12 protein-coding genes and 2 pseudogenes are annotated in these 12,297 nt (G+C 62.7%); 2 read left to right on the forward strand and 12 right to left on the reverse strand.

Annotation, left to right across the window (positions count from 1 at the left end; translation table 11 throughout):
* Positions 1-259: 259 nt before the first annotated feature.
* The 5 genes and pseudogenes from H7A19_07750 to H7A19_07770 form a co-directional block, all read right to left on the reverse strand.
* Positions 260-1,582, reverse strand: coding sequence for an IS1182 family transposase (locus H7A19_07750; GenBank protein ID MCP5474725.1), 1,323 nt, complete (start codon positions 1,580-1,582; stop codon positions 260-262).
* A gap of 283 nt (positions 1,583-1,865) precedes the next feature.
* Positions 1,866-3,245: pseudogene (locus tag H7A19_07755) on the reverse strand (IS1380 family transposase).
* Between the two features lie 95 nt (positions 3,246-3,340).
* On the reverse strand, positions 3,341-4,204 hold the full coding sequence (locus H7A19_07760) for a four helix bundle protein (GenBank protein MCP5474726.1): 864 nt from the start codon (positions 4,202-4,204) through the stop codon (positions 3,341-3,343).
* On the reverse strand, positions 4,204-4,569 hold the full coding sequence (locus tag H7A19_07765) for a hypothetical protein (GenBank protein ID MCP5474727.1): 366 nt from the start codon (positions 4,567-4,569) through the stop codon (positions 4,204-4,206). Before H7A19_07765 ends, H7A19_07760 begins: the two co-directional genes overlap by 1 nt.
* A gap of 32 nt (positions 4,570-4,601) precedes the next feature.
* The gene (locus H7A19_07770; GenBank protein MCP5474728.1) at positions 4,602-4,928 is read right to left on the reverse strand and encodes a hypothetical protein; all 327 of its coding nucleotides are present in this window, start codon (positions 4,926-4,928) and stop codon (positions 4,602-4,604) included.
* A 141-nt stretch (positions 4,929-5,069) separates the two neighbouring features.
* Between H7A19_07770 and H7A19_07775 the strand changes: the two are divergent.
* Positions 5,070-5,443: pseudogene (locus tag H7A19_07775) on the forward strand (helix-turn-helix transcriptional regulator).
* Here the strand turns inward: H7A19_07775 and H7A19_07780 are convergent.
* Positions 5,437-5,658: a hypothetical protein gene (locus H7A19_07780; protein MCP5474729.1), complete on the reverse strand. Its 222-nt coding sequence runs from the start codon at positions 5,656-5,658 to the stop codon at positions 5,437-5,439. The pseudogene H7A19_07775 and the gene H7A19_07780 overlap by 7 nt on opposite strands.
* Between H7A19_07780 and H7A19_07785 the strand changes: the two genes are divergently transcribed.
* Positions 5,638-6,279: a hypothetical protein gene (locus tag H7A19_07785; GenBank protein ID MCP5474730.1), complete on the forward strand. Its 642-nt coding sequence runs from the start codon at positions 5,638-5,640 to the stop codon at positions 6,277-6,279. The two genes, H7A19_07780 and H7A19_07785, sit on opposite strands and share 21 nt — an antisense overlap.
* A 281-nt stretch (positions 6,280-6,560) precedes the next feature.
* On the opposite strand, the gene H7A19_07790 is transcribed toward H7A19_07785, so the two are convergent.
* The 6 genes from H7A19_07790 to H7A19_07815 all read right to left on the reverse strand — a co-directional run bounded on the left by H7A19_07790 (position 6,561) and on the right by H7A19_07815 (position 12,291).
* Positions 6,561-7,142 (reverse strand): hypothetical protein, encoded by a 582-nt coding sequence (locus H7A19_07790; GenBank protein MCP5474731.1) that lies wholly within the window; start codon positions 7,140-7,142, stop codon positions 6,561-6,563.
* Between the two features lie 4 nt (positions 7,143-7,146).
* Complete coding sequence (locus H7A19_07795; protein ID MCP5474732.1) at positions 7,147-8,031, reverse strand: RHS repeat-associated core domain-containing protein; 885 nt, start codon at positions 8,029-8,031, stop codon at positions 7,147-7,149.
* A gap of 916 nt (positions 8,032-8,947) precedes the next feature.
* A complete protein-coding gene (locus H7A19_07800) occupies positions 8,948-9,256 on the reverse strand; it encodes a type II toxin-antitoxin system RelE/ParE family toxin (protein MCP5474733.1) in 309 nt (102 codons plus the stop codon).
* The gene (locus tag H7A19_07805; GenBank protein MCP5474734.1) at positions 9,241-9,441 is read right to left on the reverse strand and encodes a hypothetical protein; all 201 of its coding nucleotides are present in this window, start codon (positions 9,439-9,441) and stop codon (positions 9,241-9,243) included. Before H7A19_07805 ends, H7A19_07800 begins: the two co-directional genes overlap by 16 nt.
* A gap of 28 nt (positions 9,442-9,469) precedes the next feature.
* A complete protein-coding gene (xerC, locus tag H7A19_07810) occupies positions 9,470-10,477 on the reverse strand; it encodes a site-specific tyrosine recombinase XerC (GenBank protein ID MCP5474735.1) in 1,008 nt (335 codons plus the stop codon).
* 2 nt (positions 10,478-10,479) lie between these two features.
* On the reverse strand, positions 10,480-12,291 hold the full coding sequence (locus tag H7A19_07815) for a hypothetical protein (GenBank protein ID MCP5474736.1): 1,812 nt from the start codon (positions 12,289-12,291) through the stop codon (positions 10,480-10,482).
* Positions 12,292-12,297 lie beyond the last annotated feature (6 nt).

The raw sequence follows: 12,297 nt of genomic DNA on the forward strand, positions 1-12,297 counted from the left end.
GAAGTACACGCCATTCAGTTTCGCCGCACCGTCCAGACAGCCGGGGCCGGCGGGGATTCTCCGGTGTCAGCGCGAGCCCTTGGTTGGGCTTGCTAGGAGCGTGCGCGGCAGAAGGAAAACGGCACCGATACCGTTTGTCGAACCGGCATCAGGTGGGGCGAGCGCGATGCCGTGGGATGAACGGCGCTCCGGACGTGCCCATCGTGACGAGTGTCGAGCTTGCCGGGGGCTTGGATGCGTGCTTTCCCCCGGTTTTCCTTCATGCCCAAGCTGCCATCCGCCGCAGATTCATTGCCAGGCACACCAGCTTCCATTCCGCCCGCACTTTTTCGATGCCGCGTAAACTGAACTGACGGAACCCGAGCACCGACTTGATCCAGCCGTTGGGGGCTTCCACGATCGCCTTGCGCCGGCGGTAAGCCGCCTGGCTCGCCTCGCTTTTCAGGCTGTCGGCCATCTTCGCGGTGTGCGGGTACTTCTCCGCATCAATTCGCGCCTGCTCCCGTCCTTCACGGCCCAGCGCCACGATGACTTCGCATGGTTTCTCCGCCAACGCTTCCAGCGCCGCTTCGCTGCGATAACCCGCATCCGCCAAAACCGTGCGGGGCACCGCGCCCAGTGTGCGTTCCATCGCTTCCACCATCGCCGGCAACTGGCCGCTGTCGGCGGCGCAATCGGTCAGCTCCGCCGCCACGATGATCTGGCGCTCGGCATCCACGGCTGTCTGCGCGTTGTAACTGTGCTCGAAGCCGCCGTTGCTCTGCTTCATGATCCGGCTCTGCGGGTCGGTGAAGCTGGTCTGGGTCGAGTCTTCTGGCACACCGAAGTCGCGTTTGAATGGCTTGCACCGCTTGGGCGTTCCATCCGGATGGCGCGGCTTGCGCTCGTCGCCCTCATGCCGTCCGCGCGCCTTGTCGGCCTCGCGCTGCTGCGCTTCCAGGCGCCTCTTCGCCGCTTCGATGGCAACCAGACGCTGCTCGCGCCGAACAATCTCGGCGGGCAGGTTTTGCTCGACTTCGTTCGCTTCCGCTGCATCCGTGGCGCGGGCGCGTTCCAGCAAGGCCGCGATCTGCTGCTTCAACTCGGCTTCAGCCTGCACCATCCGTCCGTAGCTCATCGCCTTGTGCCGCGACGCGTTGGCCTTCACCTTGGTGCCATCCACCGCGATCGTGCCCAGCTTCACCAGTCCGCACTCGCGCGCCAACTTCACCACCTGCACGAACAACGCCGACAACTCCGCCAGATGCAGAGCACGAAAATCGCTCAGTGTCCGATGCGCCGGGAAGTTGCCGGCCGCCAGAACGCGGAACGCCACGTCGTCGTGCAGTCGCGTGGCCAGCTTGCGCGAGGAGAACACGCCAGTCGCGTAACCGTACAGCAGCACCTTCACCATCATTGCCGGATGAAATGGCTGGTTACGTGGCCCGCCCTTGGCATAGCGCGCGTGGAACGCCGACAGGTCGAGCGACTCCACGGTGTCAGCAATGAAGTAGGCCAGATGGCCCTCGGGAAGCCAGTCCGCCGCCGACAGCGGCAGCAAATGAGCTTGATCGGGGTGGTACGGTCGGTAGGACGTCTTCATGTGGCAATTGTCGCGCAATTCCTGCGCGACTTGGCTTCTGCCGCGCACGCTCCTAGCCCGCATTTCTCACACCCCCTCGCTTCAACGGTTGCGGGACGTTGTTTCTTGCGGTGGTTGAAGATCGTTCGTCCGCACCGGCGGCAGAACGGCGCTTGGTGTTCGATTTCCGCTCATTTTGGCGCGGGATGCCGTGGCTTTTCTTGCTGATTTGTTTGACTTTATTGCCCGCCGCCGACGGCCGTAGCCCCGGAAGGGGCCGTTGACGCAGGATCGCTGGTTTCAATCAGCCGCTGTCGGCAAGACGAGCGTAGCTGGCGCTCCACAAGTCCTGGTACGGGAAACTCGACGCCATCGCGATACGAACCCGACGAACGCTCCGAACGACCCAGGCGCCGATCTTCAGCAACTTCAAACGCAGCGTGCCGCAGGTTGCCTGAGCCAATTCAGTGCCGGCGAGTGCTTTTCGCCGCAGCGCGTCCATCAGGACATAGGCAAACGACGACAACCACAGACGCAACTGGTTGCCGAGCATGGTGGCCGTCGACGTGCGATCCGCGAACAGGTCCCCTTGGCATTCCTTGATGCGGTTCTCCATCTCCCCGCGAGCGCAATACAGATCTTCGTACAGCGCTCGCGCTGACCACGTCTCGGATGTCAGCGAGGTCACCACAAAGCGCGGATTGCTTAGACCCGGTAACTGTTCTGCCTTGCCCACCACGCGGCGCTCACGACTCCAACTCTTGCGCGTCGAATAACGGAAATCCGTGAACTCCGCGCTCCGCCTTTCCGCTGCGCGCCTGGCGCGCCTGAGCCCGCGCCAAAGCCGGCTCGAGCACCTCGATCAAACGCGCGTTCTTGGCCAGTCCAAACACGTAGTCAACGGCGTTGCTCTCGCACCACGCCATCAGCTCCTCGCGTGCAAAACCGCTGTCCGCCCGAAGCGTGATCCGCACCTTGGGCCAGCGCTTGCGGATCTGTCCCACCACCCGATCCATCTCTTCAACCGCGCCCGCGCTGCCGTCGATGTTCGACCGGCGCAGCTTCGCTGCCAGCAGATGCTTGCCGCAAAACACGTACAACGGCAGGTAGCAGTAACCATCGTAATAGCCGTGAAAGAACCGCCCCTCCTGATCCCCATGGAGCGGGTCGTCGGTCGCATCAAATCCAGAACGATCGACTCCGGCGGCGTCTCGTGCGCCTCAAAACAAATCCACAAACAACGACTCGATCTGCTCCGGATGATGCGCAATCTTTCGATAACGCTCACCCGGCGTCGCCTTCGGCGCATGCTCCAACCGATTCAGCGTTGACTTGCCCGCCAACGGCGCACAGTCCTGCGCTGCGCTTTGAGCTTGCCCGCCAGCACCGCCAACACCGGATCGTGCCGCAACTGATCGTGATCGTTCAGATCCTCGTAGCCCAGTGCGATCCCAACCACACGCTGCATCACCAGCGTCCGCACCGAATGCTCGATCAACTCGGGATCTCGACCATCTTGAAAGCACCCGGCCAGCCGATCCATGAGCTTGATCGAATCATCGACGCGACCCAGAAGCAGTGCGCCCGCATCCGACGTGATCTCGCCGCCATCAAATCCGACAACCACCTGACGACCATCCACTTGCTCAAAAATCGTGCTCGTCGCGCTACACTGTGTCGGCATCGGGGTTCTCCGCAAATCTCAGCTAAGTTGTTCTCGCAACTCAACTTTATCTGATTTGAGAACCCCGGTGCACTACTTAGTGTGAGAAATGCGGGCTAGCTCAGGCTGCTCATCAAGCCCACCAGTGGGCGCCGAATGTCGCTCAGCAGGCTCTCGACCTGCTCGAGTTGCGCCAAGCTCAGATAACCCAGTCGCTGCGCCACAATCAGCAGCGTGTGAACCTCCGCCAGGCTGCCCTTCGCAATGCTCAGATGTTGAAGGAACTCCTTGCGATGCGCGCGCGCCTGCCCCTCCGCGATGTTCGCCGGAACACTCACCGCCGCTCGCCGCAGCTGGTCCGCCAACTCATAGGTCTCCGCCTTCGGGAAGGTCGACAACAGCCGATAAATCTCCGGCACCATCGCAATCGCGCGCTGCCAGACCACCAGATCCTGATAACTCTGCTTCTCGTCCATCGCCTTTCTCCCGCAACCCAGAACCCACACAACCGACAACCCACGGCCCATCCACTCCGCCTGCCGGATCACCACGCCCAGCGACTTGATCGCCGGCTTCACCGCCAGCGCATACGCGTTCGCGTCCATGCCCTTGGGGAACCGACAGCGATAGCACTCGAACCCGTCCACCAGCAGCTTGCCGGCGAGCTTATCGGCTGCGCCGTTGCCGGCCTCATCCGCGTCATAGGCGATCAGCACCCGCTTGATTCCATGCCGATGCAGTGCGGCCAGGATCTCCGCCGTAAACCCCTCAATGCCGAAGCTCGATGTGACGTTCCGATAGCCCGCACACCAGAACGTCAATGCATCGATCAGCGCCTCGCACAAGATGACTTCCTCATGCCCGACCAGGCCGGATTCGTTGAACACGCCACGATGCGGACCCGGCAGATACAAGTGCAGCGGCGTTCCCGCCCGCAACTTCGATGTCGGCAGGATCTTCCGACCGTATACCTCGACCACTACAGGCTCTCCTGAGCCGGTACGCTCACCCCTTCTCCCACAACCGACAACCCAGAACCCATAACCCGCGCCGCAGGCGCGAACACCGGTACCACCAGCGAACCGTTGAAGTGCTCATGCCCCGATTCGCGCAACACCCCGATCCGCTGCAGCGCCCCACGGATCTCCGCACCCGCCTTCAACTGCTTGATCGGCAGCTGGTAACCCAGCGTCCGGTTCGCGTAGCCCAGCCGGAACGCATCCACCAGTCCCGGGTGATCCAACCCGCGCGACTGCAAGTAAGCCTGCGCCTCCGGCGACTGCTTCAGCGTCGCGTGGTAATAGTCGATCACCCGTTCCAGTAGCGCCGCATCGTCGCCTGCCATCAGCGCCGGCTCGGCCAGCGCAGTCTCAGCGGCTAAAGAAGGAAGGATTCACCCGCGACACTCGCCGGCGCCTCCCCGATCTCCTGCCGCAACAGCTCCACCGCCCGCCGGAACGACACGCCCTCGAACTTCATCACCCAGTCGATCACCGACCCACCCACCTGACACGCACCCAGGCAGTGCCACAGGTTCGTTTTCGGACTCACCACCAGACTCGGCGTCTTGTCCTCATGGAACGGACAGCGCCCCACCCGATCCTTGCCGTGCGGCTTCAGCTCGATCCCCGCCGACTCGATGAGCCGCTCCACCGACACCCGCCGCTTCAGCCGCTCGATTTCGTGATCCGGGATGCGTGCCATGGCGATTCCTCCAAAACCCTGTCAAGTGTAATATTGACTCTTTATAGGATCATTTTATATCCTTGACAGGAGCAATCGTCAAACCCTTTCAGGACCATGGCCAGATACTGCGGAGGTCTCGTGCTACAACCCTTCGCCCTCATGCAAGACACCGAACTTCGAAAGTCCTTCGGCGCCAGACTCAAGGCGCTGCGCAAGGCCAAGCATTGGTCGCAAAAGAGATGGCCAGCAAGGTCGACATCCGCTTCCAGCAACTCAACAAGTACGAGGGCGGACTCAATGTCCCGCCCGCCGAGATGCTGGTCAAACTCGCAGACGTCCTCGCGACCAGCGTCGATTACCTGCTCACCGGCACCGCCAGCGAAGAATCACCCCTCACCAGCACTCGGCTCTACAAACGCTTCCAACATGTCGAAGCACTGAGTACCGATGATCAGGAAACGGTCATCAAGGTCATCGACGCCATGCTCGCCAAGCACCGCGTGGAGTCCGCCCTCGTGCCTGTCGATCAGTGACCCCGGCCACCGCGATCTACAACGAGGACCACCTGGTCCACGATCTGCAGCAATTGGGTTACCACGCCCAACGCATCCCCGAAGCCCCGCCCAAAGAACAGCCCGATGCCATCGCCCAGCGCGGCGCTGAGACCCTGCTCGTTGAACTCAAGTGCAAGGGTGACGACGAGGCCTTCGTTACCACCATCGAGCAGATGGCCAATGGCGATCACCATTACGACAGCCGCACGATCGGCCTGCACGGCCCGTGGAACCGCATCGTCGACAAAGCAGTCAGGCAACTGCGGCAACACACGCAAGCCGACACCACCATCAAACTCCTCGCCGTGGTCTGCGAAGGCATGGATCCCAACGACCAGGCAGCGCAGCTACAGCAATCCCTGTACGGCCTGCGAGCGATCACCCACGACAACTCGCCGATCGCGCCACCCGAGTGCGTGTTGGACATCGCCGCTCACCGGCCCATCGCCACCCTCTGCTACCACTTCGCACCATCGCTGTTCGCATTCCACCGACACGCCCTCGCCGGCGTGATGCTGCGCGTCCAAGGCCAGTGGCAACTCCTCGCCAATGCGCTCGCCACCGACCACGACAAACTGCGCGCCAGCCACCTCTACGCCATCGCCCGCAACCATCAAGCCCTGATCGACCCCGCCGATCCCACCACCCTCGATCACGATCAATACGTCATCGACCCACGCCACAACGGCGAAACAGACCCCTCAGCCCTCTTGCGACTCGCCAGCAAGTATCAGCTCAGCAACCCGAAAACCTGGACCCTCCCGCGACATCGGATCATCGGGAAGGCCAAACCCCTGACACCATCAAGCGCCTGATACCAGCGCACAGCGGTAAGCCGATGGTCTGACGAGCACTCGTCGTCGAGAAGCATGGTATGGACGACGATTGACAACCCACAAAGTGGGTGTCCCAGTCTTCGTCCCAGTCTTCGCCTCGCAATCTCTCGCCATGTCTTCCCATGTTCACGCCGCAGGCGATCCGCCTGCACGCGAAGGAGGCGGAGGGAGTCGTCGGAAAGCTTGCGTGCGTCGGGTCTGTTCATGCCAGAATACTAGCACATATTTGATTGCCGGGTTAATAACGCACCCTACGCGGGTTATTCTTCCAGAAGACCCCTGAGTCCAAATCGGTTCTCATCGAGCTCTTTCTCCAACAAAGAAACGTCCTGACTGTCGATCACGTGCTCAATAATGAATACCAACTCCATATGCAGGCTCTCACGCCAACCTTGCTCTGAAATCCGACAGGCTCGGATAATAGATCGCTCACTCGATCGCGATCGTCCATCTCGCGCGTTTTTAATATTTTGCTCAATGCTCCGAAGCAGAACACCCTTTAAACGCTCCTTTACGAAACCAACCTGCGAGATTCTCTGGAGGCATTCTTGACGCGCTGAGGCATTGTTCCCAATTCGAGCTCTCCTAGCCGACAGCGCCAGACCAGCTTCGACAAAAGCCCATCTATCGTGATTTCCACTAAACATGCAGCCCGTGAGGACTCTTAAACAAGCATCCGTGCGATGGTGCCCGATAATGTCATAATAAATACAAATAAGACAAAGGTCCCTCAAGCTATTTTTCTTATCACATGAAAAATTCTCGGACACCTTCTTCTTGAGCCTCGCAAGTAGTTTGGGCTCTTGGGGCTCTAATGCCAATATTGTTGATAATTCCTTCACGATCCTATTTCCTCCTTACAACGCGAGTGATTAACGTGCCGAGAGGGGTTGATCTGAGCTGATTGCCAATCTGCGCGCCGAAGCTTCTATTCACACGTCGACTGGTTGAGAAGAGATTCCCTCCACACTTTTCACATCCTCCGAGTTGTAAATCAATTACGTGATCGGCCTCCTGTCCCGGAGCAGGTGCTTTGCCGGTTGCCGCCGAGTAATGAGATCCGGCACTGCCGGTTCTAACTGGCGTTGTCTTCCGCAAACGCCCCCCTCTCGCTGCATTCTTCAGGCACTTGATCTTGGCGTTTGCATAGTCTTTTTCTGCCTGACTCCAGCCTGGACGAACGCGCAAAGCTAGAGTCTTTGGGCCGTCGGGATCAATCGCCCCAATAACCTGAGAATCAACGTACTGATAAAGATCATCGCTACCTTCCAACCCCAACGGATCCGCTTGCACATACCTCCCACTCCCCGCCTCATAATCTCGGAAGTAGTTGTAGTGCGTCCCCGTTTCCCGATCGTACTGCTGACCGGGGAACCGCAGGTTGAACGTGAACCTGGGTAGGCCTCCGGTGGGCTGCTCGTTGGCGTCGGTATCCCCGAACGGCGCGCTGTCCCAGCGCCAGATCGTGGTTCCTGACGTGGACTCTACCAGTGGAGGGGATTTTTGCCAGATGCGGCAATGGGTTAGCGCGGCATTTTCGCTGGGCGCGGTCTTTCCAGGGTTCGCGCGCGCGGGAAGTGCGGTTTCGGATGGTTGCGCGAGCTCGCCAAGAGGCGCGGTTACGTCGGCGAGATCGACCAAGTTGGCCACACGTTCGATGTGCACATGCGCGCAGGCCTGGGCACAGGCGAGCAGCAACGCAGCAACGGTAGCGATCCAGCAGGCAAGCATCGGCAGCGGCGATCTCCTGCAGAGCGACGCCGGTCTATGCCCGTCGGACGCCGCGCAGACTGCGCCAGCGCGGCCAAGTGAAGCTTTTCCTTTTAGCGGCTAAAGAGATTGGCCTGTTGCCCTGCCCTTCCGCAGGCGCCGCACGCTGCGCGCTTGGTGCGCCAAGCCGCGGCGGGCGGTGCCGGCGCGCGGCACGGGGACTGGCCGAAGCCGCGCAACGCATCCGCGCGCAATGACCGAGCTGGCAGATGGCGAGGCAAGCCATGGATGGCGCGCAGGAAGCGCAGCGCGCAGGGACAGCCAGCAACTGTGCCGCAGGAGCGGCGCGCCTTGGCAAGCGCATGGATGCGCTGGCGGCCCGTTGCACATAACGCGGGTTGGACGGGCGCGGGATTTCGCGCGGCAGGAGCCGCGCGCCGCGCCATCCAGGCAGGACGCCTGCGACCAACAACGCGTTATGTCATGGGCCGCCGATAGCCCCGTGAGCCGCCGCCGCTGGCGCGATGCGGAGCGTGGACTACCGCGGCGACACGGGGATGGGGGCTCCATCCGATGAGCGAAGCGGTAGGCACGCAGGGGCACCGCTGCTGCGTGCCTGCTGGACCGGACTCGTGCACGCGCGCATCGGGTGCACGCAAGCGCGAGGCAGGAAGCCGAGCGTGTGCGGTCGGAGCGCGATGTTCAACGAAGACGGGCAGGACCGCCCGCAGGCAGCCGGCGCGGCGCTTGCTGCGTAGCGCAACGGAGCCGCTGAACGCGGCGCAGTGGAGCGCAGCTTCGCAAGCGGCGTGACGGCAGTGAGACCGCGAACAGGACTCCACGATCGCCCCGCAGCCAAGCCGGAGCGTGCTCTCCTTCAAGCTGGCCGCAGTGCCAGTTCAGCGTCGGCTTCAACGCGCAGCGTTAAGCCGCGCCGCTACGGCTCGAACCGCTCTGCGATGGACTCCAGCAACCGGCGTCCGTGGATCACCGCCACAACAGCGATTTGCTCGCTGCCGATGTCATAGATCACCCGGTAGCTGTAGAGGAACCGCTCTCGCATCTTGGGTTTCTGCAGTTCCGGAACAACGCGGCCGATCATCGGCTGTTCGCCGATCGAATCGCTCAGCTCGAACATCGCCTCCACCACCCGACGGGCGTGATGCGGCGAGTCGCGGGCGATGAACTGTGCGATGGCGTCGACATCGTCGAGCGCCTCATGTGTCCAGATCAGCTCTGCAGCCATCGTCCCAGACGCTCACGGGCTTGCGCCACGGTGTAGACCCGTCCGGCGGCGACATCGTCCATGCCGCGATTGATCTTTTCCAGCACGTACAGGTGGTACTGGATGTCCTCCAGCGTCGCATCGTCGGGCAGGTTCTGCAGCAGGTGCTCGACTTCCTGCTTGGCGGTGGCAGTTGCGCTGTTCATCAGTGGCTCCGGTGATGACAGACCCATTCTACGACTCCTCGTCCTTATCCCGCTTGATGTTCCCGCCCTTGCAGCTTTTCTCCAACAACCCAGAGCCCACAACCGACAACCCGAGTTTCGCCCCCGGATGTGTCGCCGCATGTACCGCCTTCAGCGCCTCGATCGACACATGCGTGTACACCTGCGTGGTGCGCAAGCTGGCGTGGCCCAACATCGCCTGGATGAACCGGATATCCGCGCCGTTCTCCAGCATCGCCGTGGCCGCCGCGTGCCGGAACAGATGACAGGCGCCCGGCTTGCCAACGCCTGAGCGTTTGACGTAGCCGCGCACCAGCGCGCTCAGGCGCTCCACACCGATCGCCGTGCCCTCCTGGCTCAGGAACAACGCCGTTTCCTGTGGGTTCGCCAGCCAACCGTCACGCACCTCGTCGAGGTATCGACGCAGCCACGCCAGTGCACGCTCGCCGGTCGGCACCACGCGGTCCTTTCTGCCCTTGCCCTGGCGCACGAACAGCGTGCCACGACCGTGATCGACATCGAACACGCTGAGCTGCGTCAGCTCACGCCGGCGGATGCCAGTGGCGTAAAACACTTCCAGCAGCGCCCGGTCGCGCAGGCCCATGTCGGTCTCGATGTCCGGCTGCGCCAGGATGATCTCCACTTCGGCCGCGCTCAGCACCTGCGGCAGCCGTTGCCGCGGCACTCGCGGCAGTTCCAGGTCAGCCGCCGGGTTGCCCGCCAGTTCGCCGCTTTTGACCAACCAGCGGAACCAGTCCTTGATCCGCGCCAGTGCTCGCGCCTGGGTGGCCGCCGACAGCGGCTGACCATTGGGTTTGCGGGCGTAGTACAGATGCCGCTGGTAGCGCTCCAGCACCGGCCGACCGATCTCCGATGCCTGCTCGATGCCGCGCTCGCGGCACCAGTCGACCAGCCGCTCCAGATCATTGCGCACCGCACGCTCGGCCTGGGTGTCGAAGCCCAGCATCCGCCGATGCGCCAGATAGCGCGCCAGCGCGGCGCCGAGCCGGTCTGTCACCGTCAGTTCCGCGCGGCAGCTACGACGGCGCCATTACGACGCGACGGCGGTGGCAGCGGCGCTTCTAGAACTACGCTTTCCGGCTTCGCGGCGGCTAAAGAGAGATGATCCGCGGCCAGATGCGCTGGAACGGCCATTTCGTCAACCCGACCGACACCCGACCAAGCCCCGACCGAGGGCCGACCAGACCCCGCCCGTTCTTCGTTTCGCCCCGACCGATCACCACTCACCCCCGACCGATCCGTCGACGTAGCCACAAGCCGCTCCGCCTCCTGCAGTCCGACCAGTTGCGGCGAGGCGTCGCCGATGCGGCAATCGAACAGCAGTTCGTAGTCGTGCCGCGTGCCGCGCCGGTGTGCGATCAGGTACTCGTGATCCTCCAGCCGCGACAGATGCACCTTGAGTTGCGTATCGCCCCAGGCGATCGCCTCGCGCACCTCACGCCGCGTGAACCGGATCGCCGCACGGTCCACCCGCTGCTCGCGCGCGCGGCCTTCGGCCAGTTCTACCAGATGCTGCAACAGCCGCCGCGTCTGCGGCGGCAACTCATCCAGCGAACGCCCGAGCACCTCATGCGCCAGCCGGTTCGCCAGCGCAATATCCGCCAGCGTGACCTCGATGTATTCGACACGCTTGCCCTGCGCCTCGGCAGTCCCCACCGGCCTCTGGTACTGGTGCAGCAACGCGATCGCATCGATCAGCGCCAGGTACTTCGCGTGATCCCGCCGCAGCCGCACCCGATCACTCGCGAACGACAACGGCTCTGCATACGGGTTCACCACGGCGAGCGGCCGCAGCAGCGCCTGCGCGGCCCGGTGCGTCGCCAGCACCTCGCTCGCCCGCGTGCGCGCAAGCAGGCCATCGAGCGTCCTCGATGCCCGCTGCCGCTGCTGGATCGCCGCCGTCTGCGCCCGGCTCTCGTCGATGGTCAGCACCAGACAGCGGTTCAATAGCTCCTCATCGATATCGATCGCGGTCGTCGTCAGGAACAACATCACCGGGCCCTCGACCCGATATTCCTGCGTCACCAACTGGCCCGTGATCGGATCTTTGCCGGTGCTGGCAATGGTCAGCTCGCCCTGACTCTGCAGCAGCTTCAACGCATACGCCGCCTGCCGCACGCCCTCTTCTTCCGCGATCGCCAACACCTTGTGCTTCATGCTGGTCTCGCCGAGGTAAAACAAGCTCTGCCCGGTCATCGCCGAGTACTGCACGCGCTCGGCTTCCGGCATCAACGCCAGCACCGCGTCCATCAGCGTCGACTTGCCGGCGGCCGAGGTCGACTGGATCAGGATCGCCAGCGGCTTGTCGAGCTTGCGCGATACGCATGCCAGATACGCCACCAACGCATTGCTGGCTTCACCGACCACGCCCGTTGCCTCGACGTCGGCGACGATCCGCTCGATCAGCCGAGGGTCTTTCAGCAGCACCAGCGCGCCTTCCCGTTGCTCTTCGCTCAACGCCGGCGCCGCATCCTCGGGCGCCTTCGGTTGCAGCTTCGCGCGGATCAGCGCGTCCTGGCGCTGTTCGACCACGCGCAGCAACTTGCCCAGATCGCTGCGCAGCACCTCATCGCTCAACCCAAGCTCGATGCTCGCCTGCTTGAGCCAGCCGCCGCGCTGTTTCGCGTGGTACAGCTCGACCGTATCGACATGGAAGAACTCGCCCCGCGCAACTTTGAGCCACACTCGAAGCTGTTCGTAGCTCGTGTTCTTCTCGATCCCGCGCACCGTGTACACGCGATCACCCAACACCAGGCGCAACTCGCCGTTTTCGGAGATCTCGACCGGGATTTCTGGCACGCTCGGCGGCACCCGATA

This window comes from Rhodanobacteraceae bacterium, from assembly GCA_024234055.1.
Classification (GTDB): Bacteria; Pseudomonadota; Gammaproteobacteria; order Xanthomonadales; family SZUA-5; genus JADKFD01.

What these genes read in the sequence shown, in the direction of transcription:
- H7A19_07770 (MCP5474728.1), bottom strand. Translation starts at nt 4,928, where the DNA reads ATGGCACGCATCCCGGATCACGAAATCGAGCGGCTGAAGCGGCGGGTG.
- H7A19_07795 (MCP5474732.1), bottom strand. Translation starts at nt 8,031, where the DNA reads ATGCTTGCCTGCTGGATCGCTACCGTTGCTGCGTTGCTGCTCGCCTGT.
- H7A19_07805 (MCP5474734.1), bottom strand. Translation starts at nt 9,441, where the DNA reads ATGAACAGCGCAACTGCCACCGCCAAGCAGGAAGTCGAGCACCTGCTG.
- H7A19_07800 (MCP5474733.1), bottom strand. Translation starts at nt 9,256, where the DNA reads ATGGCTGCAGAGCTGATCTGGACACATGAGGCGCTCGACGATGTCGAC.
- H7A19_07785 (MCP5474730.1), top strand. Translation starts at nt 5,638, where the DNA reads ATGGCCAATGGCGATCACCATTACGACAGCCGCACGATCGGCCTGCAC.
- H7A19_07750 (MCP5474725.1), bottom strand. Translation starts at nt 1,582, where the DNA reads ATGAAGACGTCCTACCGACCGTACCACCCCGATCAAGCTCATTTGCTG.
- H7A19_07765 (MCP5474727.1), bottom strand. Translation starts at nt 4,569, where the DNA reads ATGGCAGGCGACGATGCGGCGCTACTGGAACGGGTGATCGACTATTAC.
- H7A19_07780 (MCP5474729.1), bottom strand. Translation starts at nt 5,658, where the DNA reads ATGGTGATCGCCATTGGCCATCTGCTCGATGGTGGTAACGAAGGCCTC.